The 23,955-nt window shown below is 71.5% G+C and carries 20 protein-coding genes; 9 read left to right on the top strand and 11 right to left on the bottom strand.

The window, feature by feature from the left end:
- Window positions 1-96 precede the first annotated feature (96 nt).
- Window positions 97-2,445 carry an ATP/GTP-binding protein gene (locus tag ACXNSR_RS27980; protein WP_458638140.1) on the bottom strand — a complete coding sequence of 783 codons (2,349 nt, stop codon included), beginning with the start codon at window positions 2,443-2,445 and terminating at the stop codon, window positions 97-99.
- Between the two features lie 252 nt (window positions 2,446-2,697).
- Here ACXNSR_RS27980 and gabT point away from each other — a divergent pair, with 252 nt between their 5' ends.
- Both gabT and ACXNSR_RS27970 read left to right on the top strand, forming a co-directional pair.
- On the top strand, window positions 2,698-4,044 hold the full coding sequence (gabT, locus tag ACXNSR_RS27975; RefSeq protein ID WP_030012869.1) for a 4-aminobutyrate--2-oxoglutarate transaminase: 1,347 nt from the start codon (window positions 2,698-2,700) through the stop codon (window positions 4,042-4,044).
- A 394-nt stretch (window positions 4,045-4,438) separates the two neighbouring features.
- Complete coding sequence (locus tag ACXNSR_RS27970) at window positions 4,439-5,020, top strand: phosphatase PAP2 family protein (protein WP_458638139.1); 582 nt, start codon at window positions 4,439-4,441, stop codon at window positions 5,018-5,020.
- Here ACXNSR_RS27970 and ACXNSR_RS27965 read toward each other — a convergent pair.
- From ACXNSR_RS27965 to ACXNSR_RS27930, 8 genes are all read right to left on the bottom strand, one after another.
- Entirely contained in the window at window positions 4,986-6,788 is a 1,803-nt protein-coding gene (locus tag ACXNSR_RS27965) for a chitinase (RefSeq protein ID WP_458643413.1), read from the bottom strand. The genes ACXNSR_RS27970 and ACXNSR_RS27965 overlap by 35 nt on opposite strands.
- A gap of 45 nt (window positions 6,789-6,833) precedes the next feature.
- The gene (locus tag ACXNSR_RS27960; RefSeq protein WP_458638138.1) at window positions 6,834-7,358 is read right to left on the bottom strand and encodes a hypothetical protein; all 525 of its coding nucleotides are present in this window, start codon (window positions 7,356-7,358) and stop codon (window positions 6,834-6,836) included.
- Window positions 7,359-7,530: 172 nt separating this feature from the next.
- Window positions 7,531-8,949 (bottom strand): NAD(P)/FAD-dependent oxidoreductase, encoded by a 1,419-nt coding sequence (locus ACXNSR_RS27955; RefSeq protein WP_458638137.1) that lies wholly within the window; start codon window positions 8,947-8,949, stop codon window positions 7,531-7,533.
- Between the two features lie 42 nt (window positions 8,950-8,991).
- The gene (locus ACXNSR_RS27950) at window positions 8,992-9,798 is read right to left on the bottom strand and encodes an ABC transporter permease (RefSeq protein WP_030718627.1); all 807 of its coding nucleotides are present in this window, start codon (window positions 9,796-9,798) and stop codon (window positions 8,992-8,994) included.
- Entirely contained in the window at window positions 9,798-10,727 is a 930-nt protein-coding gene (locus ACXNSR_RS27945) for an ABC transporter permease (protein ID WP_458638136.1), read from the bottom strand. Before ACXNSR_RS27945 ends, ACXNSR_RS27950 begins: the two co-directional genes overlap by 1 nt.
- Complete coding sequence (locus ACXNSR_RS27940) at window positions 10,724-11,872, bottom strand: ABC transporter ATP-binding protein (protein WP_458638135.1); 1,149 nt, start codon at window positions 11,870-11,872, stop codon at window positions 10,724-10,726. Before ACXNSR_RS27940 ends, ACXNSR_RS27945 begins: the two co-directional genes overlap by 4 nt.
- 128 nt (window positions 11,873-12,000) lie before the next feature.
- Window positions 12,001-13,251 carry a polyamine ABC transporter substrate-binding protein gene (locus ACXNSR_RS27935; protein ID WP_458638134.1) on the bottom strand — a complete coding sequence of 417 codons (1,251 nt, stop codon included), beginning with the start codon at window positions 13,249-13,251 and terminating at the stop codon, window positions 12,001-12,003.
- Between the two features lie 69 nt (window positions 13,252-13,320).
- Complete coding sequence (locus ACXNSR_RS27930) at window positions 13,321-14,838, bottom strand: gamma-aminobutyraldehyde dehydrogenase (RefSeq protein ID WP_458638133.1); 1,518 nt, start codon at window positions 14,836-14,838, stop codon at window positions 13,321-13,323.
- A gap of 194 nt (window positions 14,839-15,032) precedes the next feature.
- On the opposite strand from ACXNSR_RS27930, the gene ACXNSR_RS27925 reads away from it, so the two are divergent.
- Window positions 15,033-15,587 (top strand): NADAR family protein, encoded by a 555-nt coding sequence (locus tag ACXNSR_RS27925; RefSeq protein WP_458638132.1) that lies wholly within the window; start codon window positions 15,033-15,035, stop codon window positions 15,585-15,587.
- A 625-nt stretch (window positions 15,588-16,212) separates the two neighbouring features.
- Window positions 16,213-17,697, top strand: coding sequence for a vWA domain-containing protein (locus ACXNSR_RS27920; protein ID WP_458643412.1), 1,485 nt, complete (start codon window positions 16,213-16,215; stop codon window positions 17,695-17,697).
- 10 nt (window positions 17,698-17,707) lie between these two features.
- Here the strand turns inward: ACXNSR_RS27920 and ACXNSR_RS27915 are convergent, their stop codons facing one another.
- Window positions 17,708-18,406: a DUF4190 domain-containing protein gene (locus tag ACXNSR_RS27915; protein ID WP_458638131.1), complete on the bottom strand. Its 699-nt coding sequence runs from the start codon at window positions 18,404-18,406 to the stop codon at window positions 17,708-17,710.
- Window positions 18,407-18,515: 109 nt separating this feature from the next.
- Here ACXNSR_RS27915 and ACXNSR_RS27910 point away from each other — a divergent pair, with 109 nt between their 5' ends.
- The 5 genes from ACXNSR_RS27910 to ACXNSR_RS27890 all read left to right on the top strand — a co-directional run bounded on the left by ACXNSR_RS27910 (window position 18,516) and on the right by ACXNSR_RS27890 (window position 23,454).
- Window positions 18,516-19,541, top strand: a complete 1,026-nt coding sequence (locus ACXNSR_RS27910; protein ID WP_458638130.1) for an adenosine deaminase — start codon at window positions 18,516-18,518, stop codon at window positions 19,539-19,541.
- Window positions 19,542-19,577: 36 nt separating this feature from the next.
- Entirely contained in the window at window positions 19,578-20,267 is a 690-nt protein-coding gene (locus tag ACXNSR_RS27905; protein WP_458638129.1) for a glycerophosphodiester phosphodiesterase, read from the top strand.
- On the top strand, window positions 20,264-21,430 hold the full coding sequence (locus ACXNSR_RS27900; protein WP_458638128.1) for a sensor histidine kinase: 1,167 nt from the start codon (window positions 20,264-20,266) through the stop codon (window positions 21,428-21,430). The genes ACXNSR_RS27905 and ACXNSR_RS27900 overlap by 4 nt, the downstream gene beginning before the upstream one ends.
- Window positions 21,427-22,104, top strand: a complete 678-nt coding sequence (locus ACXNSR_RS27895; protein ID WP_458638127.1) for a response regulator — start codon at window positions 21,427-21,429, stop codon at window positions 22,102-22,104. The genes ACXNSR_RS27900 and ACXNSR_RS27895 overlap by 4 nt, the downstream gene beginning before the upstream one ends.
- 150 nt (window positions 22,105-22,254) lie before the next feature.
- Window positions 22,255-23,454 carry a serine hydrolase domain-containing protein gene (locus ACXNSR_RS27890; protein ID WP_458638126.1) on the top strand — a complete coding sequence of 400 codons (1,200 nt, stop codon included), beginning with the start codon at window positions 22,255-22,257 and terminating at the stop codon, window positions 23,452-23,454.
- 3 nt (window positions 23,455-23,457) lie between these two features.
- Here the strand turns inward: ACXNSR_RS27890 and ACXNSR_RS27885 are convergent, their stop codons facing one another.
- The gene (locus tag ACXNSR_RS27885; RefSeq protein ID WP_458638125.1) at window positions 23,458-23,922 is read right to left on the bottom strand and encodes a hypothetical protein; all 465 of its coding nucleotides are present in this window, start codon (window positions 23,920-23,922) and stop codon (window positions 23,458-23,460) included.
- Window positions 23,923-23,955 lie beyond the last annotated feature (33 nt).

The following is a 23,955-nucleotide window of genomic DNA, read 5'->3' as shown; positions in this document are numbered from 1 at the left end:
AGGGGAAGGGTCAGGAGGCAGACCGCCGACGGTTTTCGCCGTGTCGTACGAACGACTCCCCTCGATTCTGCCACCTCGTACGGGTCCGGGTGCGGGTCAGGACGTTCCGGCCAGGCGGACCAGCAGTGGAGCCGCCCGCTCCCCGCGCACCGAGGTCAGCGACAGCACCGCGTGCCCCGGCGGCACGGCGTGCGCCAGGTCCGAGGCGGACCACCGTTCCCGCTCCACCTGGCGCACGGTCACGGCGTCCGTGGTGACGGCCTTGCCGGTGACGAGCTTGCGGAAGGAGTGCATCAGGCGGGTGAGCGGCTGGTCGGCGAAGACGGTGCGGTGGGTGACGTCCCGCGTTTCCACCCATTCCGTGCCCCAGGCTTCGGCGAAGCGCTTGCCGTCCCAGGTGGTGACCCCGGAGAAGGCCATCCGGCAGCCGACCGCCCCGAGCAGCGGTGTCCGCAGCGCCTCCGGTACGTCGTCCAGCGTGCGCAGCGTGAGCAGGACGCCCGCATGCGCCGAGCGCAGCCGCTGAACGCCGCGCACGGTCTCGGCGGTCAGGGTGTGGGAGGCGTCGTCGAAGGCGAGGAAGGCGAAGAGGGAGCGGTCGGTGCGGGCGGCCGCAGCGGCGTTGAACTGGGCGAGCAGCAGCCGGGCCAGCATCCGGGAGGCGTCGGCGTGCCCGCGTTCGGGCAGGTCCACGCGGACCCGGATCGGGTGCTCCAGGGCGCGCAGCGAGAACGGCCGGCCCTGGCCGGTGGTGTCGAAGAAGCCGGCGAAGGCGGGCCGGTCCAGCAGGGCCACCCGGTCGGCGAGGGCCGGACCGGGGTCCGCGTGGGCCCCGTGCTGGCGGGCCCGGGCGTCGAGCTCGCGGAGCATGGCGTGCTGCCCGGCGAGGTCGCGGCGCAGCGTGTCGAAGGCGGTGGGGACCTGGTCGAGCAGCTCGCGCAGTTCGGGCACGGTCGGGAAGCGGTCGTACGCCGCCCGGAACGGCCCGAGGAGCTGGGCGAGAGCGGTCGCGGCCCGGCGTACGTCGATCCCGGGGACGTCCCCGACGAAGGACTCGGCGAGGAGGGTGGCGGCCTCGTCGGGGTCGGTGGTGCCGCCGTAGAGGTCGAGGTCGTAGACGGAGGCGGGGTCGCCGACCCGGACGACGACGTCGAAGGCGTCGTCCGGCCCGAGCTGGGCGCCGGCCGCGCCGACGGCGACGACGGCGGCCTGTCCGGCGAGGGCCTGGAGCGAGAGCGACTCGACGACGGGCCGCACCAGCCGCCGGGTCTTGCCGGTGCCGGAGGGCCCGACGGCGAGCAGGGAGGTGCCGAGCACGTCGGGGTCGAGGGCGAGCGCGGTACCGCGGCGGGAGTACGGGTTGCGGGCGCCGTCGTCCACGGTGCCCAGCAGCACCTGCCGGGCCAGCAGATCGTGCCGGGCGGCCCGCACGGGCAGGTCCCGCGCCCCGGACGGGTGCACACAGGCCCCGGCGCCCTTGTCGCGCACGGCGTCGGCGAAGGCCCGCATCCGCGAGGGGTCGACGCGCACGGAGTCCCACGCCCGCCGGATCCGGGCGTAGTCCACATCGTTCATCCGCCCGCCCCCGGCCTCGGCCTCCAACCGCTCGGCAGCATCCCCCAACCCGGCGTCCCGCAACTGGGGCCACCGGGCGGGGTCTTCCTCCTGCTCGTCGGCCGGTGTCGTCCGGGGGCGGTCCGAGCCCGCCGGGGTCGAGGTCGACAGGAAGCGGCGCAGCAGGCGGCCTGCGCCGCCGAGCCAGGCGAAGGCCAGGACGACGGCCACGTCGATCGCGGTCTTCGCCGCACTGACCATCGCGAAGTTGTCGCGGTCCGTGGCGTACGGCAGGAATGAGAGGACCAGCTGGCGGAGCGGTAGCTGGTAGTTGTCGACGAGGAGCAGCGTGACCCAGGCCAACGGCACGACGGCGAGGGCCGGAACCCAGGGCCCGCGCGCGACGATCAGGCGGTTCCAGGCGGTCCGCCAGCTGCCGAGCCGGCCGAATCCGTAGAGGAGCGCCGAGACGAAGAGCAGCTCGTAGATCGGCTTCGCCCGCATTCCGCCCGTCCCCATGACGGGCTCCCCGTTCGCGGCGTACCAACTGTCGGGGGTGAAGAGGTTGAGTGGTGCGTCCCAGAAGGGGATGTACGTATTGCGCATGAGCGACCAGACGAGGACGCACGCCAGGAAGGAGATGACGGCTCCGGTGGCGAGCGCCCGGTCGGCGGTCGCTGGCGGCTCCACCTCCGCGCGCGGGGTGTGGCCGTAGCGCCATACGCCCGGCTCGGCGTCCGGGCGGGGGGTGCGCAACCAGTCACCCAGCGTCGGGCCGGCCGTCGGCGCGTGCGAGGGCTTAGGGGGGAGGCTCGAGGGCGGCGGGGAAGCCGGTTTCGGGACGTGCCCCACCCGGGGTGGGCGAGTCTCGTGCGTGCCGTCGGTGTCCATGAAACCCCTGCCCCCTGCCCGTGCCTGCGCTGCGTCGCTCAATGTAGTTGCCCGGCGTCGGCCGCGGGCCCGTACTGGCGCTCCCGTTCGTCGTGCCGTCCGCAGGACCCGCGCCCAGGTCCTTCCTATGGCCGTCACGGACAAGGACACGCCGTGATCACTACCGAACGGAGCATGCAGGACCCCCTCTCCCGGGCCTAGCCTGCGGACAAAGAGACAAGTGCGTCCGAAAACACCCCCCAGGAGCCCCCTATGACCGCTGTTCCGCAGGAGCGCAAGATCGTCACCGCGATCCCCGGCCCCAAGTCGCAGGAGCTGCAGGCCCGCCGCCTCCAGACCGTGGCCGGTGGCGTGGGCTCCGTGCTGCCCGTCTTCACGGCCCGCGCGGGCGGCGGCATCATCGAGGACGTCGACGGCAACCGCCTGATCGACTTCGGTTCCGGCATCGCCGTGACCTCGGTCGGCGCCTCCGCCGAGGCCGTCGTGCGCCGCGCCTCCGCGCAGCTCGCCGACTTCACCCACACCTGTTTCATGGTCACCCCGTACGAGGGCTACGTCGAGGTCTGCGAGGCCCTCGCCGAGCTGACCCCGGGCACCCACGCCAAGAAGTCGGCCCTGTTCAACTCCGGCGCCGAGGCCGTCGAGAACGCCGTCAAGATCGCCCGTTCGTACACCAAGCGCCAGGCCGTCGTCGTCTTCGACCACGGCTACCACGGCCGTACGAACCTCACCATGGCGCTGACCGCGAAGAACATGCCGTACAAGCAGGGCTTCGGTCCGTTCGCCCCCGAGGTCTACCGCGTCCCGGTCGCCTACGGCTACCGCTGGCCCACCGGTGCCGAGAACTGCGGCCCCGAGGCCGCCGCCCAGGCGATCGACCAGATCACCAAGCAGATCGGCGCCGAGAACGTCGCCGCGATCATCATCGAGCCGGTCCTCGGCGAGGGCGGCTTCATCGAGCCGGCCAAGGGCTTCCTGCCCGCGATCGTGAAGTTCGCCAACGACAACGGCATCGTCTTCGTCGCCGACGAGATCCAGTCCGGCTTCTGCCGCACCGGCCAGTGGTTCGCGTGCGAGGACGAGGGCATCGTCCCGGACCTGATCACCACCGCCAAGGGCATCGCGGGCGGTCTGCCGCTCGCCGCCGTGACCGGCCGCGCCGAGATCATGGACGCCGCGCACGCGGGTGGCCTGGGTGGCACCTACGGCGGTAACCCGGTGGCCTGCGCCGGTGCGCTGGGCTCCATCGAGACCATGAAGGAGCTCGACCTCAACGCCGCGGCGAAGAAGATCGAGTCCGTCATGAAGGCCCGCCTGACGGCCATGCAGGAGAAGTACGACATCATCGGCGACATCCGCGGCCGCGGCGCCATGATCGCGATCGAGCTGGTCAAGGACCCGGTGTCCAAGACCCCGTTCCCGGAGGCGGCCGGCGCGCTCGCCAAGGCCTGCCACGCCGAGGGCCTGCTCGTCCTCACCTGCGGCACCTACGGCAACGTGCTCCGCTTCCTCCCGCCGATCGTCATCGGCGAGGACCTGCTGAACGAGGGCCTGGACCTCATCGAGGCCGCGTTCGCGGCCATCGGCACGGCCATCTGATCGAACGTCTAGAACGTTCGCACGCAGCGACCGGTCCCTACCGGCGGTAACGGGCGGACGCTGTGAAGAAGCTGTGGGGGGCCGATGGCGGGAGCGCGATCCTGCTGTCGGTCCCCCTTTCACTGCCGTACGGTTTCTGCAGATGAGTGAGACACCCCGCTCCAGGGAAACCGGGGGCGACACCAGTACTGGGCTTCCCCAGCACCGTACTGGGCATGCGTTCGCGCACACTCCTCACCGATCGGACAGCCGTTCGCCCCAAACCCCCCGGGGCGCCCGGCAACCCGATCCGGGCGGCCGTCCCGGAACCATCCCCCCTGTTCCGGGACGGCCGGCCACTCCTCTCCTGATCGCCGCGGTCTGCGGCCTCCTCTTCTCCCTGGTCACCTGGCAGGTGCTGGTCTCCGGCCCGCTGCTGGCCCCGGATCACGCGCTCAGCCGCGCCCTGGTGCGCACGGTCCCGGATTCCGTCACCGAGCGCCTCTCCGACCTCGGCAACATCCCGGTCGCCGTGCCCGTCCTCGTCCTGGCCATGGCGTACGCCGCCCGGCGCGGGCGGGCCCTCGCCGCCGGGGCCGCGGGCCTCGCCATGGCCCTGGTACCGGCCCTGGTCATCCCGTTCAAGGAGTGGACCGCCCGGCCGGGGCCCCTGGAACCCTGGGCCGCCGGCTACTTCCCCTCGGGCCACACGGCCACCGCTGCCGTCGCCTACCTCGGTGCGGCCCTGCTCGTGCGCCCGTACGCCCGCCGGGCATGGCCGACGGCCGCCGCCCTGGTCCTCACGGGGGCGACGGCCGCCGGGCTGATCCTGCGGGGATGGCACTGGCCCCTGGACGTACTGGCCAGCCTGCTGCTCTGCACTCCCCTGCTGCTCGGCGTGGCGTGGGCCGACCGGGCGGGCCGGGCGGGCCTGGCGGTCCGGACCGGCCGGGCCCGTCGGCTCAGCCGCCGAAGTACGCGTCGAAGTTCCGGCTGAACTCCCAGCCTCCGAAGCGGTCCCAGTTGATCGACCACGTCATCAGGCCGCGCAGCCCCGGCCAGGTGCCGTGGGTCCGGTAGCTCCCGCAGTCGGTCTTCTTCGTCAGGCAGTTCAGGGCCTTGGTCACCTCCACGGGCGAGGTGTGCCCGTTGCCCGCGTTCGCCGTGGCCGGCAGGCCGATCGCGACCTGGTCCGGGCGCAGGGCCGGGAAGACCCGGGCGGTGTTCCCTGCGACCGGGAAGCCGGTGAGCAGCATGTCGGTCATGGCGATGTGGAAGTCGGCGCCGCCCATGGAGTGGTACTGGCCGTCGAGGCCCATGATCGGCCCCGAGTTGTAGTCCTGGACGTGGAGCAGGGTGAGGTCGTCGCGCAGGGCGTGGATGACCGGGAGGTACGCGCCGGCGCGCGGGTCCTGGCCGCCCCAGGGGCCGGAGCCGTAGTACTGGTGGCCCAGCTGGACGAAGAAGGTCTCCGGGGCCATGGTCAGGACGAAGTCCGGGCCGTACCTGGCCTTCAGGGTCTTCACGGCCGAGATCAGGTTGACGACCACCGCGGTGGTGGGTGCCCGGAAGTCGGTGTCCCCGGCGGCCAGGGAGAGGGAGTGGCCCTCGAAGTCGATGTCCAGGCCGTTGAGACCGTACTCGTCGATGATCTTGCTGACGGAGGAGACGAAGGCGTCCCGGGCTGCCGTGCTCGCGAGCTGGACCTGGCCGTTCTGGCCGCCGATCGAGATCAGCACCTTCTTGCCGGCCGCCTGCTTGGCCCTGATCGCCGCCTTGAACTCCGCCGGGGACTCGACGTTCGGGCACTCCGCGACCGGGCAGAGCCGGAAGCGGATGTCGCCCGAGGTCACCGAAGTGGGTTCGCCGAAGGCGAGGTTGATGACGTCCCAGGAGTCGGGCACGTCGGCCATCCGGACGTATCCGGAGCCGTTGGCGAAGCTCGCGTGCAGGTAGCCGACGAGCGCGTGCGCCGGGAGGCCGCCCCCACCGCCCCCACCGCCCCCGCCACCGCCGGGCGTGGTCACCGAGGCGGGCGCGCTCTGCGGGGACTCGCCCGCCGCGTTCACCGCGCTGACCCGGAAGGTGTACGTGGTGGCCGCGGCGAGCCCGGTCACGGCCGCCGAGGCGGAGGCCACGCCCAGGGGTGCGGCGCCGTCCCGGTGGACGGTGTACGAGGTGGCGCCCGGGACCGCCGACCAGGACAGGGCGACCGAGGTGGAGGAGGTGGCGGAGGCGGTCAGGCCGGTGGGGGCGGCCGGGGGCCGGGGCTGCCCGGGACCGCCGGGGTCCGGGCCGATCAGGGTGACGTCGTCGGTGAGGTGGGCGGGCTGGCCGTACCAGCCGTGGGTGTGGACGGTCACCGACGTCGTGGCCGGGCCGGTGCGGAAGGTGGTGGTCAGCTGCTTCCAGGCTCCCGGCGTCTGCGTCCAGGTCGACACGTCGGTGGTGCCCGTACCCGTCGCGCCGAGGTAGACGTACGCGCCCTGCACCCAGGCGGCGAGCGTGTACGCCGAGTCGGGCTCGACGGCGACGGTCTGGGAACAGCGGGCGTTGTCCTGGCCGGCCGGGGTGGCCCTCAGGGCGGAACTTCCGCCGTGGACGGGGGCGGTGACGACGGCTCCGCTGCCGCCCGAGCAGCTCCAGCCGTCGAGGCCGGCCTCGAAGCCGCCGTTGCGCACGAGGTCGGCGTCGGCCGCCGCGGCGGGCGGGCCCGCGGCGAGGAAGCCGGCCACCGCGAGGGCGGCGGCCGTGAGGAGGGGTATGGCTCTGCGCACAACTGCCTCCGGTGCATGGGGGGATGGAGGGGGTCAGCGGCGCCCAAGATGGTCCAGACCAATACCCTTGTCAAGGCTTCCGGCCTCCTTCGTCCGCACGCGCGCGGCCGCCTCGTGCATCGCGAGCTCCAGTACGGCCGGATCGGTGAGCGTCCCCTCGCCGTCCGGGAGCACCACCCAGCGCACCCCGCCGGCCGCCCGGCCGGGGTGCGGGACCACGATCCAGCTCCCGTGCCCGGCACCCCGTACCCCCGTGCCCAGCCACCGCGACGCCGTGCCCGCGGGCACGAAGAAGCCCAGTCTGGGCATCGACGCGCAACCCCGCCACGTGGCACCGGAGTCGGCGAGCACCGGGCCGGGCCGGTCGAGCAGCAGGCGGAGTACGTCGAGGGTGGGCTGCCCCAGCTCCCCCGGCAGGATCAGCACGTCCCAGCGGCGGCCGGCGGGGAGCAGGGCGACCCCGAGGGGATTGCGCTCCCATTCCCATCGGCAGGCGTCGGGATCCGGCGCCACCGATACCAGCCATTCCACCGCCGTCCTGGCCCCCGGAATCGTCATCGCCCGGCCTCCGTTCCCTGTAGGTGAGGGGTTCTCACCTGGAGAGAGCGGGGCCGGGCGCGGGTATGACGCGGGTTGCGTTACTCCGTGGTAGTGAATCGGGTCACACGATGACCGCCGGTGCGCGCCGGGGGCGGGCGCGCACCGGGCGGGCGCTACCGGACTGCCGGCCCTAGCTGTCGAAGCCGAGACCGAAGCGGTCCAGCGTCCTGAGCCACAGGTTCCGGTGGCCGCCGCGGGCGTCCGCGCGGGCCAGCGACCACTTGGTGAGCGCGATCCCGGTCCAGGCGAAGGGCTCGGGCGGGAACGGCATCGGCTTGGACTTCACCATCTCCAGCTGTGTGCGCTCGGTGGAGAGGCCGTCCAGCAGGTCCAGCATCACGTCCGCCCCGAATCGCGTGGCTCCCACACCGAGGCCGGTGTAGCCGGCCGCGTAGGCCACCTTCCCCGAGTGCGCGGTGCCGAAGAAGGCGGAGAAGCGCGAGCAGGTGTCGATCGCGCCGCCCCAGGCGTGGCTGAACTTCAGCCCCTCCAGCTGCGGGAAGGCAGTGAAGAAGTGCTCCGCGAGCTTGAGGTAGGTCTCGGGGCGGTGGTCGTACTCGGAGTCGAGCTTGCCCCGGTAGGGGTAGATCGCGTCGTAGCCGCCCCACAGGATCCGGTTGTCGCGGGTGATCCGGAAGTAGTGGAACTGGTTGGCGCTGTCGCCGAGCCCCTGCCGCCGCTTCCAGCCGATCGCGGCCAGCTGGGCCTCGTCGAGCGGCTCGCTCATCAGCGCGTAGTCGTAGACCGGGACGGTGAACGGGCGGACCCGGCGGACCAGCGAGGGGAAGATGTTGGTGCCGAGGGCGACCCTGCGCGCGAGGATCGTGCCGTAGGGGGTCGTCACGGTCATCCCGGCACCGGCCGCGGCCAGCTTGAGGCCGCGGGTGTTCTCGTAGATCCGCACCCCGAGCTCCAGGCAGGCCCGCTTGAGGCCCCAGGCCAGCTTCGCCGGGTTGAGCATGGCGACGCCGTCGCGGTCCCAGAGGCCCGCGAGGAAGGTCGGCGAGCCGACCTCGGCGCGCACCGCCTCGCCGTCCAGCCATTCGGAGCCGTCGGCCAGGCCCAGGCGCAGCGCCTCCTCGTGCAGTTCGCGCAGCTCCTCGACCTGGTGCGGTTCGGTGGCGACGTCGATCTCGCCGGTCCGCTCGAAGTCGCAGTCGATGCCGTAGCGGGCGACGGCCTCCTCGATGGCGTCGAGGTTGCGGGCGCCCAGTTCCTCCAGCTTGGCCAGCTCGCCGGGCCAGCGGGCGAGCCCGTTGCTGAGGCCGTGGGTGAGGGAGGCGGCGCAGAATCCGCCGTTGCGGCCGGAGGCGGCCCAGCCCGCCTCCTTGCTCTCGATCAGCACGACGTCCCGTCCGGGGTCGCGCTCCTTGGCGATCAGGGCGGTCCACAGCCCGCTGTAGCCGCCACCGATGACCAGCAGGTCGCAGCGCTCGTCGGAGGTGAGCGCCGGTTCGGCGGCGGGCTTGCCGGGGTCGTCCAGCCAGTACGAGACCGGCTTCGCTTCGGAAAGTGATGCAGCAACACTACGCATGGCGACTGGGGCCATGGCTTCCAACTCCCTACGGAACTGATGACGTGCTTTCCCGAATTACTTCGGTTGTGCCTTCTTGCGGCGGTTGCCGACCATCTGGCCGGCGAGGACCACCAGCACCGCGATGACGAACATCGCCGTACCGATGACGTTGATCTGCACGGGCGTACCGCGCTGGGCCGATCCCCACACGAACATGGGGAAGGTGACGGTGTTGCCCGAGTTGAAGTTGGTGATGATGAAGTCGTCGAACGAGAGCGCGAAGGAGAGCAGCGCGCCCGCCGCGATACCGGGTGCCGCGATCGGCAGGGTGACCCGTACGAAGGTCTGCACCGGGCCGGCGTAGAGGTCGCGGGCGGCCTCCTCCAGCCGCGGGTCCATGGACAGGACACGCGCCTTCACGGCGGCGACGACGAAGCTGAGGCAGAACATGATGTGGGCGATCAGGATCGTCCAGAAGCCCAGCTGGATGCCCATGTTGAGGAAGAGCGCGAGCAGCGAGGCCGCCATCACGATCTCGGGCATGGCCATGGGCAGGAAGATCAGCGAGTTGACCGCCCCGCGTGCCCGGAAGCGGTAGCGCACGAGCGCGAAGGCGATCGCGGTGCCCAGCGCGGTCGCGACGAGGGTGGACCAGAGGGCGATCTGGAGCGAGAGGGACAGGGAGCCGCACATGTCGGCGACGCCGCAGGGGTCCTTCCACGCGTCGAGGGAGAACTCCTGCCAGGCGTAGTTGAACCGCCCGGTGGGGTTGTTGAAGGAGAAGACGGTGACGACGACGTTCGGCAGGATCATGTACGCGAGCGTGCCGAGGCCCGCGATGACGACCAGGTTGCGCCGGAGCCAGGTGAGGGGATTGCGCATCAGACCAGGTCCTCCGTCCCCGCTCGGCGGATGTAGATGGTCACCATGATCAGCACGATGGCCATGAGAATGAAGGACAGCGCGGCCGCCGTCGGGTAGTCGAGGATCCGCAGGTACTGCGACTGGATGACGTTGCCGATCATCCGGGTGTCCGTGGAGCCGAGCAGTTCGGCGTTCACGTAGTCGCCGCTCGCCGGGATGAAGGTGAGCAGGGTCCCGGAGACCACGCCCGGCATCGAGAGCGGGAAGGTCACCTTCCGGAAGACGGTGGCGGGGCGGGCGTAGAGGTCCCCGGCCGCCTCGTGGAGGCGGGTGTCGATGCGCTCCAGCGAGGAGTACAGCGGCAGGATCATGAAGGGGAGGAAGTTGTACGTCAGGCCGCAGACCACCGCGAGCGGCGTGGCCAGCACCCGGTCCCCCTCGGTCATGCCGAGCCAGCTGGTGACGTCGAGGAAGCCGACGTCGTTGAGGACGGCGACCACCGGGCCGCCGTCGGCCAGGATCGTCTTCCAGGCGAGCGTGCGGATCAGGAAGCTGGTGAAGAACGGGGCGATCACCAGGACGAGGAGCAGGTTGCGCCAGCGGCCGGCCTTGAAGGCGATCAGGTAGGCCAGCGGGTACCCGAGCAGCAGGCACAGCACGGTCGCGGTGCCCGCGTAGAGCAGGGAGCGCAGGAACTGCGGGTAGTACTCGGTGAAGGCGTCCCAGTAGGTCCCGAAGTGCCAGGTGACCTGGAAGCCCTCTTCGAGGGAGCCGGTCTGTACCGAGGTGGAGGCCTGGTAGACCATCGGCAGCACGAAGAACACCAGCAGCCACAGGATGCCGGGGAGCAGCAGCCAGTACGGGACCAGCCGCTTGCGCACGGACGGCTTGTGGACCGGGGGTCCGGCGGGGGCGGGCGCCTGGGGCGGCGCGGCCGTGGCGGTCACGCGCTCTCCTCGACCGTCTCGATGCCCGCGTCGATGTCCTGGTCGGCGTCGAGGCCGAAGGTGTGCTCCGGGTTCCAGTGCAGGACCACCTCGGCGCCCGGGACCAGGCGGCTGTCGCGCTCGATGTTCTGGACGTAGACCTCGAGCTCGGGGCAGACGGGGCTGTCGATGACGAACTGGGTGGAGACTCCGATGAAGGAGGAGGCGGCTATTCGGCCGGTGATCTTGTTCCGGCCCGTCGCGATGGTGTCCTCCTCCTCGGCCGGGACCAGGGACACCTTCTCCGGGCGCATGCCGACCAGCAGCTTTCCGCCGGCGCGGGGGGTGGTGGAACATCGGGAGGAGGGCAGCCGGAGGGTGGTACCGGAGGCGGAGACGACGACGTCGGAGCCGGCGGACTCCACCGAGGCCTCGATGAGGTTCGAGGTGCCGAGGAAGTTGGCCACGAAGGTGGTGCCCGGGTTCTCGTAGAGCTCGGCGGGGGCGCCCAGCTGCTCGACGCGGCCGCCGTTCATCACGGCGACCGTGTCGGCCATGGTCATGGCCTCCTCCTGGTCGTGCGTGACGTGCACGAAGGTGATGCCGACCTCGGTCTGGATCCGCTTGAGCTCCAGCTGCATCTGGCGGCGCAGCTTGAGGTCGAGGGCGCCGAGCGGCTCGTCGAGGAGGAGTACCTGCGGGTGGTTGATCAGGGCGCGGGCGACGGCGACGCGCTGCTGCTGGCCGCCGGAGAGCTGGTGCGGCTTGCGCTGGGCGAACTGGCCGAGCTGGACCAGCTCCAGCATGTCGTCGACCTGCTTCTTGACCGACTTGATGCCGCGGCGGCGCAGTCCGAAGGCGATGTTCTCGAAGATGCTCAGGTGCGGGAAGAGCGCGTAGCTCTGGAAGACCGTGTTGACCGGGCGCTTGTACGGCTGCAGGTCGGTGACCTCCCGGTCGCCGAGGTGCACCGTGCCGGTGGAGGGCTCCTCCAGGCCGGCGATCATGCGCAGGGTGGTGGTCTTCCCGCAGCCGGAGGCGCCGAGCAGGGCGAAGAAGGAGCCCTGGGGGATGGTGAGATCCAGCGGGTGCACGGCGGTGAAGGTGCCGTAGTGCTTGCTGATCCCGGAGAGGCGGACGTCGCCGCCCGCGGTCTTGTCAGTCATGAATGGTCCCGGGGTTGGGTGGGGCAAGGGGTCGAAGGCTCGGCGGAGCGGTCCGGGCCGCGCCGCCGCCGGAGGATCCGGCGGTCGGCGCCGCGGTCCGGCGGGACCGGCCCGCCGCAAGGCGTGCGTCAGGCGCCGATGAGCTTGGCGAACTTCTCCTCGTACGCCGTTTCTTCCTCGCTGGTGAGGGAGCGGAAGGCGTGGGCCTTGGCGGCCATCGCCTTGTCCGGGACGATCAGGGGGTTGTCCGCGAGCGCGGGGTCGATCTTGGCCAGCTCGTCCTTGACGCCCTCGACCGGGCAGACGTAGCTGATGTACGCGGCCAGCTGGGCGGCGATCTCGGGCTCGTAGTAGAAGTCGATCAGCTTCTCCGCGTTGGCCTTGTGCCGGGCCTTGGCGGGGACCAGCAGGTTGTCGCTGGAGGTGATGTATCCGGGGGCCGGGATGGCGTACTTGATGTCCGGGTTGCCGGCCTGGAGCTGGATGATGTCGCCGGCCCAGGCGAGGCAGGCGGCGAGGTCGCCCTTGTCGAGGTCGGAGGTGTAGTCGTTGCCGGTGAAGCGGCGGATCTGGTTCTTGTCCACGCCCTTCTGGAGCCGGCCGATGGCCTCGTCGAAGTCGGCGGTGGTGAAGGTCGCCGGGTCCTTGCCCTGGTCGAGCAGGGTCATGCCGACGCTGTCGCGCATCTCGGTGAGGAAGCCGACGCGGCCCTTGAGGGAGGGGTCGTCGAGCAGCTGGGTGACGGAGTCGACCTTCTTGCCGCCGGTCGCCTTCTCGTTGTAGGCGATGACGGTGTCGATGCCGGTCCAGGGGTAGCTGTAGGACCGCCCCGGGTCCCAGTCGGGGGTGCGGAACTGCGGGATCAGGTTGGCGTAGGCGTGCGGGAGGTGCGCGGGGTCCAGCTTCTGCGCCCAGCCGAGGCGGATGATGCGCGCGGCCAGCCAGTCGGTGACCACGATCAGGTCGCGGCCGGTGTCCTGGCCGGCCGCGAGCTGGGGGCGGATCTTCCCGAAGAACTCGACGTTGTCGTTGATGTCCTCGGTGTACTTGACCTCGATGCCGGTCCGCTTGGTGAACTCCTCCAGCGTGGGACGGCTCTTCTCGTCCTCGCTGGTGTCCATGTACTCGGTCCAGTTGGAGAAGTTGATCTCCTTCTCCCGGTCCGAGTGGTCGTCGGAGGCCACTGCCGCGTCGCCCTCGCGTTTGGCGGGCGGGATCCCGCACGCGGTGAGGGCGGACAGCCCTCCGAGGGTGAGCGCCCCGACTCCGGAGGCGCGCAGCAGTGAGCGGCGGGTGAGGGCCCCGCGCCCATTGGTGAGGCTGCGCCGCATCGCGGCGAGTTGCGCCGCCGAGAGGCGGTCGGGCTCGAACTGCTCCATGCGCTGTGCCCTTTCGGGAGGTGTACCGCTGGTCAGGCGGTGGGCCCACGCGGCGTCGGCCGCGGATGGTTACGGACGGTCCCCGAAGATCGTGCGGTGCCAGTCCTTCTCGGCCACCGCGGTGTTGTCGTACATCACGTGCTTGACCTGCGTGTACTCCTCGAAGGAGTAGGCCGACATGTCCTTTCCGAAGCCGCTGGCCTTGTAGCCCCCGTGGGGCATCTCGCTGATGATCGGAATGTGGTCGTTGACCCAGACGCAGCCCGCCTTGATCTCGCGGGTGGCCCGGTTCGCCCGGTAGAGGTCACGGCTCCAGGCGGAGGCCGCGAGTCCGTACGGGGTGTCGTTCGCCAGCGCGATGCCCTCGTCGTCGGTGTCGAAGGGCAGGACGACGAGGACCGGGCCGAAGATCTCGGACTGGACCACCTCGCTGTCCTGGGCGGCGCCGGCGATGAGGGTGGGCCGGTAGTACGCGCCCCCGGCCAGGTCCCCGCCCGGGGTCTCACCGCCGGTGACGACGTCGGCGTAGGCGCGGGCTCGCTCGACGAAGGCGGCGACCCGGTCGCGCTGGGCGTGCGAGACCAGCGGGCCCAGGTCGGTGGTGGGCGCGAAGGGGTCGCCGAGGCGGACGCTCTCCATCAGCTCGGCCACCCGGGCGACGAAGGCGTCGTGCAGGGGGCGCTGGACGTAGGCACGGGTGGCGGCCGTGCAGTCCTGGCCGGTGTTGATGAGGGAGGCGGCGACGGCGCCGTGCGCGGCGGCCTCCAGGTCGGCGTCGTCGAAGACGAGGAAGGGGGCCTTGCCGCCGAGCTCCAGGTGGAGCCGCTTGACGGTGGCGGTGGCGATCTCGGCGACCCGCTTGCCGACGGCGGTGGAGCCGGTGAAGGAGGTCATCACGACGTCGGGGTGGCCCACCAGGTGCTCTCCGGCTTCGCGGCCGGCGCCGGTGACGATGTTGATCACGCCGTCGGGCAGGCCCGCGTCCTTGGCCGCCTGCGCGAACATCAGGGACGTCAGCGGGGTGAGCTCGGCGGGCTTGAGGACGACGGTGTTGCCCGCGGCGATCGCCGGGAGGATCTTCCAGGCGGCCATCTGGAGGGGATAGTTCCAGGGCGCGATCGAGCCGACGACCCCGATGGCCTCACGGCGTACGTACGAGGTGTGGTCGCCCGAGTACTCGGCGGCCGCCTGCCCCTGGAGGTGGCGGGCCGCGCCCGCGAAGAAGGCTGTGTTGTCAATGGTCCCCGGTACGTCGAACTCCGTGGACAGCTTGATCGGCTTCCCGCACTGGAGGGACTCGGCATACGCGAAGTCCTCCGCCTGCTCGGCCAGAACGGCCGCCAGCCGGTGCAGGGCGTCCGAACGCTCGCCGGGGGTGGCGCCGGACCAGCCCGGGAAGGCCCTCTTGGCGGCGGCGACGGCCTCGTCGACGTCCGCGGTGCTCGCGAGCTCGTAGGTCAGGACCTCGTCGCCGGTCGCCGGGTCGATCACGGTGTGTGACTGTCCGGAGGTGCCGGACCTCAGTCGCCCGTCGATGTACTGCGCGCCGTCCGCGAAGCGGTCTTTGACCTGGAAGCGGTTGCCCATAACGCTCTCACGCTCTCCGTAGCTACAGTTCGAGCTACAGCTCGAATTGAGTGCCGATCCTGGCAGAGGTGATGCCCTCGGCCAAGTGATTCCGTTGTTGCTCTTTGATTACGCGACGGAATCGGTCGACCATGTGTCGAGGCACACCGAAAATCCCGTACGAAGTGTCAGTGGCGACTGCCAGACTCGCGTGCATGGAGATGATCGACGAACTGATCAAGCAGGTCAGCAGCGGTGAACGGGTGAAGTACCTGCCGTTCTGGGGGCACCGCCCGCAGCCCGACGGCAGGCTCGGTCCGAGCTGCCTGAGCCAGTGGTGGCCCTCTGCCTTCACCGTCGGTGACGTCCGTTACGCGACCGCGGAACACTGGATGATGGCCGGCAAGGCCCGGCTGTTCGGGGACGCCGAGGCGGAGCGCGCCGCAGTGGCCGCGAAGAGCCCGGCCGAGGCGAAGAAGGTCGGGCGGCTCGTGCGCCGCTTCGACAACGCGATATGGGAGCGCGAGCGCTTCGCCCTGGTCGTGGACGGCAGCGTGCACAAGTTCGGCTCCGACCCGGCGCTGCGCGGGTACCTGCTGGGCACCGGGAACCGGGTGCTGGTGGAGGCGAGCCCGATGGACCGGATCTGGGGCATCGGGCTGGCGGCCGACGACGAGCGCGCCCTGGACCCGGCGCGCTGGCGCGGGCTGAACCTGCTGGGCTTCGCGCTGATGGAGGCCCGGGAGCGCCTGCGCGAGACGAGCGGGTGAGGCGGCGGGTGACGCGGCGGCACGGCGGCGGCGCGGGTCCGCGGTAAATGCGTGGCGGCGACGCGGACGGACCACCTAACGTGATCAGCGTCCAGGTGCGAAGGCGAGACCTACTTCGACTCATAATCGGGCGGCCGCGGGTTCGAGTCCCGTCACCGGCTTCGGGCCGGTGTAGCTCAGCTGGCAGAGCACCTTGTGGTTTCGCCGACCTCGATCTCTGGACACCTACGTCACGCACCTCCCGGTGCGCAGGCTGCGGCTCCTTCTTTTGCAAAGAAACCCAGGCCGCCGCCACCTTGATCTCGGGAGGCCGGCGTGGGGGTGCCCGGTGCGCAGGCGACGGTTACTTCTGGGGACCCGGAGGTCGTGGGTTCGAATCCCACCCGGCTCGTCACCCGCAAGGGAACGGGCCGGTGGAGCAGCCGGGCAGCTCGTCGGGCATAAAGTCCGCCGCCGACTCCCGATCTCGGGCACCCCTCACGCAACGCCTCCCCCTCTTCCATCGAATTCGGGGGGATTCTCATGGCTCGCTTCAACCAGCGCGCCCAAGCCGGCGCTCACCGCGGCCACTTCGCCGGTACGCTCCACCGGCCCCGCCCGCACCGCCCAGGGCGGCCCGGGCCACCTGCGCGACCCGCGCTCCGAGCTGTTCCTGCTCGCCGTCGCCAACTTCGTGACGCAGCGGACCGCCTACGAGGGCGGCCAGGAGCGCGACGACCGGTTCGCGGCGCTCGTGCGCACCCTCGCGGTGGAGGATCCCGCCTGGACGGCCAGCCTGCTGGGCTGGCTCCGCGGCGACGCGAACATGCGGACCGCCGCACTGGTCGGCGCCGCCGAGTACGTGAAGGCGCGGCTCGACGCGGGCGCCACCGACGAGCCTTCGAACCGTCAGGTGGTCGACTCCGTGCTTCAGCGCGCGGACGAACCCGGTGAACTGCTGGCCTACTGGACGGCGGCATACGGGCGCAACGTGCCCAAACCCGTCAAGCGCGGGATCGCCGACGCCGTGCGCCGGCTCTACTCCGCCGGCTCGCTCCTGAAGTACGACACCGACTCCAAGGCCTACCGCTTCGGCGACGTCCTCAACCTCGTCCACGCCTCCCCCGACCCGGCCAAGCCCTGGCAGGGCGAGCTGTTCCGCCACGCCCTCGACCGCAGGCACAATCCGCAGGACGCGCGGGTCCCGGCGGGCAACCGCACCCTGGTCGCCCACCGGGCGCTGATGGAGCTGCCGGTAGCCGAACGGCATGCCCTGGTCCTCGCCCCGGACGGGGCCGAGCGGCTCGCGGCGGCGGGCATGACCTGGGAGTCGCTCGCCGGTTGGCTGCAGGGGCCGATGGACGCGGCCGCCTGGGAGGCGGTCATCCCCTCCATGGGTGCCATGGCGCTCCTGCGCAACCTGCGCAACTTCGACCGGGCCGGAGTCTCGGACGAGGTGGCCGCTCAGGTCGCGGCGAGGATCTCCGACCCGGAGGTCGTCGCCCGGTCCCGGCAGTTCCCCTTCCGCTACCTCGCCGCCCATCGGCACGCGCCCTCGCTGCGCTGGTCGTACCCGCTGGAGCAGGCACTCGGCCACTCGCTGGCCAACGTACCGGCGCTGCCGGGCCGGACCCTGGTCCTCGTCGACCGGTCCGGGTCGATGTGGTCCCGGCTGTCGGACCGCTCCGAGCTCAACCGGGCGGACGCCGCGGCCGTCTTCGGAACGGCGCTGGCGCTGCGGGCCGAACAGGCCGATCTGGTGCAGTTCGGTACGACCAGCGAGGCGGTCCGGTACGGCCGCGGCGAGTCGGTGCTGAAGGTGCTGGAGCGGTTCGGGGACCTCGGCGGGACCTACACGGCCAAGGCGGTGAAGGAGCACTACGACGGTCACGACCGGGTGTTGATCGTCACCGACGAGCAGGCGGCCTCGTACGGCCACGACGGCGATCCGACGGCCGAGGTACCGCCCACGGTCCCGGTCTACACCTGGAACCTGGCCGGCTACCGGGTCGGACACGCGCCTTCCGGTACCGCGAACCGGCACGCCTTCGGCGGGCTCACCGACGCGGCCTTCCGCATGGTGTCCCTGATCGAGTCCGGTCGTGACGCCGACTGGCCGTGGGGCTCCTGAGGCGCCCCGGTCAGACCTTCTCGCGCACCTGGGAGTTGTCGTAGGGGCTGTCGTAGGGCGAGTCGTCGAAGGACCCCCGCTCCATGAAACCCGCGAACACGATCGCGATCACCACGGCGCCCAGCACGATGCCGATCGCGCCCAGGATGATCCCGGCGAGCGCCATCCCGCCGTTGTCCGCCTCGCCCCGGTTCGCCTTGCCGCGGCCCAGGACGCCGAAGACGACGGCCGCTATCCCGAGCGCCAGCGCGAAGAAGCTCGTGATGCAGCCGACGACCGCGAGGATCCCGAGGACGAGCGCGGTGATGCCGAAGCCGTTGCTGCGCTGCACGCCGTAGGGCGGGTACGCGCTCTGGCCCGGATATGCCTGGTATCCGGGATGTCCCGGGTGGCCGGGCTGCCCGGGGTACCCGGCGTCGCCGGGGTATCCGTAGCCGGGCTGGGCCGGGTACCCGTACGCCGCGGACGCGGGCGGCCCGGTCATCGGGGGCGGGGTCGGCGTCGGTATCGCAGCCGGTATCGGGGTCGGGGTCGGCGCGGCCGGGGTGAACCGGTCGTCCGGCATCCCGGCGAGCGTCGGCTGGTCGTGCACGGACTGCGGGCCCGACACGCCCGGCGTCCCCTGTCCGCCCTGCGGCTTGCCCGGCTCCACCGGCGGCCGCTCCAGCGGTGCCCACGGGTCTCGCGGCTCGGGACTGCTGTCGGTCATACGGCGCCCCCCTCTCGTACAGCCATGCTAAGCGCTGCCACCGACAGTCACGGGCGTGCCTACGATGAATCCCGACCTGCCCGCACCCGCGTCCTCCTGGAGACACCCCATGACCGACCTGCACCCCTTCATCGCGGGGCTGCCCAAGGCCGAACTCCACGTCCACCACGTCGGCTCGGCATCCCCGCGCATCGTGGCCGAGCTCGCCTCCCGGCACCCCGACTCGAAGGTCCCCACCGATCCGGAGGCCCTCGCCGATTACTTCACCTTCACCGACTTCGCGCACTTCATCGAGGTCTACCTGTCGGTGGTCGACCTGGTCCGCACCCCGGACGACGTGCGCACCCTCACCTTCGAAGTCGCCCGCGACATGGCCCGGCAGAACATCCGCTACGCCGAGCTGACCATCACCCCGTACTCCTCCACCCGTCGCGGCATCGACGAGAAGGCCTTCATGGAGGCCATCGAGGACGCCCGCCGGGCCGCCGAGACCGAACTCGGCGTCATCCTGCGCTGGTGCTTCGACATCCCCGGCGAGGCCGGCCTGGAGGCCGCCGCCGAGACCGCCCGGCTCGCCGTCGACCACCGCCCCGAGGGCCTGGTCTCCTTCGGCCTCGGCGGACCCGAGATCGGCGTCCCGCGCCCGCAGTTCAAGCCGTACTTCGACGCCGCCCGCGCCGCCGGCCTGCGCAGCGTCCCGCACGCCGGCGAGACCACCGGCCCGGAGACGATCTGGGACGCCATCCGCGAGCTCGGCGCCGAGCGCATCGGCCACGGCACCAGCGCCACGCAGGACCCGGAGCTGCTCGCCTACCTCGCCGAGCACCGCATCGCGCTGGAGGTCTGCCCGACCTCCAACATCGCGACCCGCGCGGTGACCGACCTCGACCGGCACCCCGTCAAGGAGATGGTGGCGGCGGGCGTGCTCGTGACCATCAACAGCGACGACCCGCCGATGTTCGGCTCCGACCTGAACAATGAGTACGCGGTGGCCGCCCGCCTCCTCGACCTCGACGAGCGCGGGCTCGCGCAGCTCGCCAAGAACGCCGTCGAGGCCTCCTTCCTGGATCCGGCCGGCAAGGCGAAGCTGAACGCGGAGATCGACACGTACACCGCCGAATGGCTCGCGCGCTGACGCGGCCCGGGCAACTGCTCCCCCGAGAATGGGGACATGAGCACTCTGACTGCCGTCGGCCACCGCGGCGATCCCTACCGTGTCCGTGAGAACACCCTGGCCTCGATCAGCTCCGCCTTCGCGCGCGGGGCGGACGCCGTCGAGATCGACGTACGGCTGACCCGGGACGGGGTGCCGGTCCTCCTCCACGACGAGACGCTCCAGCGGCTGTGGGGCCACGACGTACGCCTCGACGAGGTCACGGCCCCGCAGCTGAAGGGGCTGACGCTGGGCGGCGTTCCCACGCTGCGCGACGCCCTGGCGGCCGCCGGGCCGGGCCGGCTGATGCTCGACCTGCCCGGCGCCACGCCCGAAGCGGTGCGCATCGTCGTGGGCGAGGTCCGCGAGTGCGGGGCGCGCGAGCGGACGTACTACTGCGCGGGGCCGAACACGATGCTGGCGGTCCGGGCCGCCGATCCGGGCGCGGAGATCGCGCTGACCTGGACCTCGCTGTCGCCGCCGCGCCGGTCGCTGATCGACGCCCTGGCGCCGCGCTGGCTCAACTACCGCTTCGGGCTGGTGAGCCGGGAGCTGGTGGACGCGCTCCACCGGGACGGCCTGCTGGTGTCGGCCTGGACCGCGGACACCAAGCGGACGATGAAGTGCCTGGTCGCGGCGGGGGTCGACTCGATCACCACGAACCGGCTGGACGCGCTGACGGCGGTACGGGCCGGGCTCGGGCGGTGATACGGGCCTTCGGGGAGGGCATCCGCGGTGCCGATCCGCGGTGGCAGGACCTGGGCCTGACCCTGCTGGTGCAGCTGGCCGTCACGATGCCGTTCGTCGTGCCCCGGTCGCCCGATCTCCCGCCCGTGACCTGGCTCTCGTACGCGATGACCACGGCCGGCGTGCTGCCCCTGATCTGGCGGCGCCGGGCACCGGTGGCGGTACTGGCGGCGATCCTGGCCGTCGGGGGGATCTACAAGGTCACCGTCGACGGGCCGGGGCAGCCGCTGCCGTACGCGGGCCTCATCGCCTTCTACACGGTCGCCCTGCAGTGCGCCCCGCGGGTGCGGGCGGCCGTGGGGCTGGCCACCGTGCTGGTGGTGGCCCTGTCGGTGGGCCGGGAGACGGGGACGGCGCGGGAACTGCTGTTCACGCTCTTCGTCTCGGCGGCGGCCTACGCCCTCGGCCGGCTCCAGCACGCGCGGCAGGCCTACACCGAGGCCGCCCTGGCTCGCGCCGCCGAGCTGGAACGGGCCAACCGGATCGAGGCGGAGCAGGCTGCCGCACGTGAACGGGCCAGGATCGCGCGGGAGATGCACGACATCCTCTCGCACGCGGTCAGCATCATGATCGTGCAGGCGGAGGCCGGACCGGTGGCCGTGCGCAGGGCCCCGGAGCGGGCCGAAGCGGCCTTCGAGGCGATCGCGGAGACGGGGCGGGACGCGATGGCGCAGCTGCGCGCGATGCTGGGGGTGCTGCGCACCGACGAAGCCGCGCCCCGGAGCCCGCAGCCGGGGGTCTCCGGACTGACGGAGCTGGTGGACCGGGTGCGGGCCAGCGGGCTGCGGGTGTCCTGCGAACGGACCGGCGCGGTGCGCGAGCTGCCGGCCGCCTTGGAGGCGACCGTGTACCGGGTGGTGCAGGAAGCCCTGACCAATGTGGTCAAGCACGCCGGGGCCGCCGCGGTGGACGTGACGCTCGCGTACGGACCGGGGACGCTCACGGTGACGGTCACGGACGACGGCCGGGGGCCCGGGGGTGGCTCGGGCGGGCACGGGCTGATCGGCGTCCGCGAGCGGGCGGCGGCCCACGGCGGGACCGCCGAATGCGGCCCGGGGCCGGACGGGGTCGGGTACTCGGTGCGGGTGTCCCTTGTAACCTCGCCGCTGGAGGTGGGGAATTGACGATCCGTGTGGTGGTGGCCGACGACCAGGAGCTGGTGCGCAGCGGCTTCGCGATGATCCTGGACGTCCAGGAGGACATCGAGGTCGTGGCGGAGGTCGGGGACGGCGCGGCGGCGGTGGAGGCGGTGGCCCGGCTCGCTCCGGACGTGGCGCTGCTGGACATCCGGATGCCGGTGCTGGACGGGATCGAGGCCTGCCGGGCGATTTCGGCCGGGAGCGCGTGCCGCACGGTGATGCTCACGACCTTCGACTCGGACGAGTACGTGTACGAGGCGCTGCACGCGGGGGCGAGCGGGTTCCTGCTGAAGGACGTGCGGCGGGACGACCTGGTGCACGCGGTGCGGGTGGTGGCGGCGGGCGAGTCGCTGCTGGCGCCTTCGGTGGCGCGGCGGCTGATCGAGGAGTACACGGCGGTGACGGGAGCCGCGGTGCGGGCCGGGCTGACGGCGGACCGGCTGGAGGTGCTGACCGCGCGGGAGCGGGAGACGCTGCTGCATCTGGGGCGGGGCCTGTCGAACGCGGAGATCGCGGCGGCGCTGGTGGTGAGTGAGCACACGGTGAAGTCGCACGTGGGGAACGTGCTGGCGAAGCTGGGGCTGCGGGACCGGATCCAGGCGGTGATCTGCGCGTACGAGACGGGCCTGATCGCGGCGGGTACTCCCTCCGGGGAGTGAGGCGACGGCGTGTCGCCTCCCCCGCGCCGGTTAGTTGTCGTACCGGTGAAGACCCCTCTGGATGGTGATCCGCAACTACCCCTCCGACCTGGAGCATTGAGGTCATCGGGGCAGACGGCGCCGATGACCTCACCGGGGGAGCACACCACCATGAACACACGTACGCGCACGCTGATCGCAGCAGCCCTGGTCCTGGGGATCATGTCCGGTCCGGCCGTCGCGCACGCCGCTTCGGTTTCCGCGCCGGCGGGGGGCACGGCGGGCGTCTCGGCGCCCCTCGCTCCGGCCCCGCCGAATGCGGCGGCCTTGGAGCGGGCGATTGCCGGCCTCGGGGCGGACCACAAGGACGCGACCGCCGCGCTGGTCCGCGTCGGGGGTACGAGCGGCAGCTGGCAGGGCAGTTCCGGGGTCGCGGACACCGTCAGCGGGCGGGCGGCCCTCGACCGGGGGAGGTTCCGGGCGGGGTCGGTGACCAAGACCTTCACCGCGGCGGCGGTCCTCCAGCTGGCGGCCGAGGGCCGGGTGGACCTCGACCGGCCGGTCCGGCGGTACCTGCCCGGGACCGTCCCCGATGCCTACGGCGCGGTCACCGTGCGGCAGTTGCTCAACCACACGAGCGGCATACCGGCGGCGGACGGCCCCGGCGACTCGTTCGAGGCGCAGTGGGAGCACCGCTTCGATGTGACCGACCCGCACGACCAGCTGGTCAATGCCCTCGCGAAGGAGCGGGAGTTCGCCCCGGGCTCGGCCCAGCACTATCTGAACATCAACTACACCTTGCTGGGTGTGCTCGTCGAGAAGGTGACGGGCACCTCGTACGAGGAGGCGGTCGGCCGGCGGATCCTGTGGCCGCTCGGTCTGCACCAGACCTCGTTCCCGTCCCGGACGCAGACGAGGATCCACGGTCCGCACAACCGGGGGTACCAGGCCATAGCCGGAGCGGACGGCTCCCGGGAGCTGCGCGACGTGACCGAGTGGAATTCCTCGGACCGCTGGGCGGCGGGGGACATCATCTCGACCACGGCCGATCTGGAGCGGTTCACCAAGGCCCTGTTCAGCGGGCGGGTCGTACCGGCGGCCCAGCTGGAAGAGATGTTCACGGTGCCGACGGTGAAGACCTTCGGCAGCGGGGAGGCCGCCACGATGACCGCGGGTATGTCCAGGGTCACCCTGCCGGACGGCACGGTGCTGTGGGGCAAGTCCGGTGGCCGGCACGGGTACACCACCGGCATGGGCGCGACCCGGGACCTGTCCCGCACGCTGGTCTACTCGGTCAACTCCACCAACGCCAAGGGCGAGGACATGAACCCGGTGGTCCTGGGCGTCGTGATGGCGGCCTTCGCCGAGTAGGCATCAGGCGGGCATCGCTTCAAGTCGCTTGATCATGCTGCGGAGCACCAGCAAGGGGATCACCCCGAAGACGCCGAACGACATGTCGATGACGCTCCACCAGATGGGAATGCCCCGGATCGGTCCGCATATCAGGGCCAGCGGGATCACTCCGGCGCAGGCGATCATGCCGGCTTCGACGATCCATATGTTGCGGACCGGGTCGCGGTGGACCCCGTAGAAGAAGACGGCGATGACGAGGTGGGCGAAGGCGAGCCAGTCGGTTCCGTAGAGGAGGAAGGGGTAGTCGGCGTCGGCCCGGTCCAGCCCGTCGCCCACGCGTCGCAGCCACTCGTTGTCGATGAGGGCGTTGGCCCAGCGGAGCTCGCTGACCAGGGGGAAGGCCGTGAGGCCGCTGAGCACGAGGCAGATCAGGAACAGGGTCAACCAGGCACGGATACGCCGCTGGAGGGCGCTTCTCTCGCTCATGGAAGGAAGCCTACGCCCATTTCTGAACACGTT

The organism is Streptomyces sp. NC-S4 (assembly GCF_054353315.1).
Note: the sequence above shows the minus strand (reverse complement) of the source record. Positions and strands in the feature narration are given on the sequence as shown.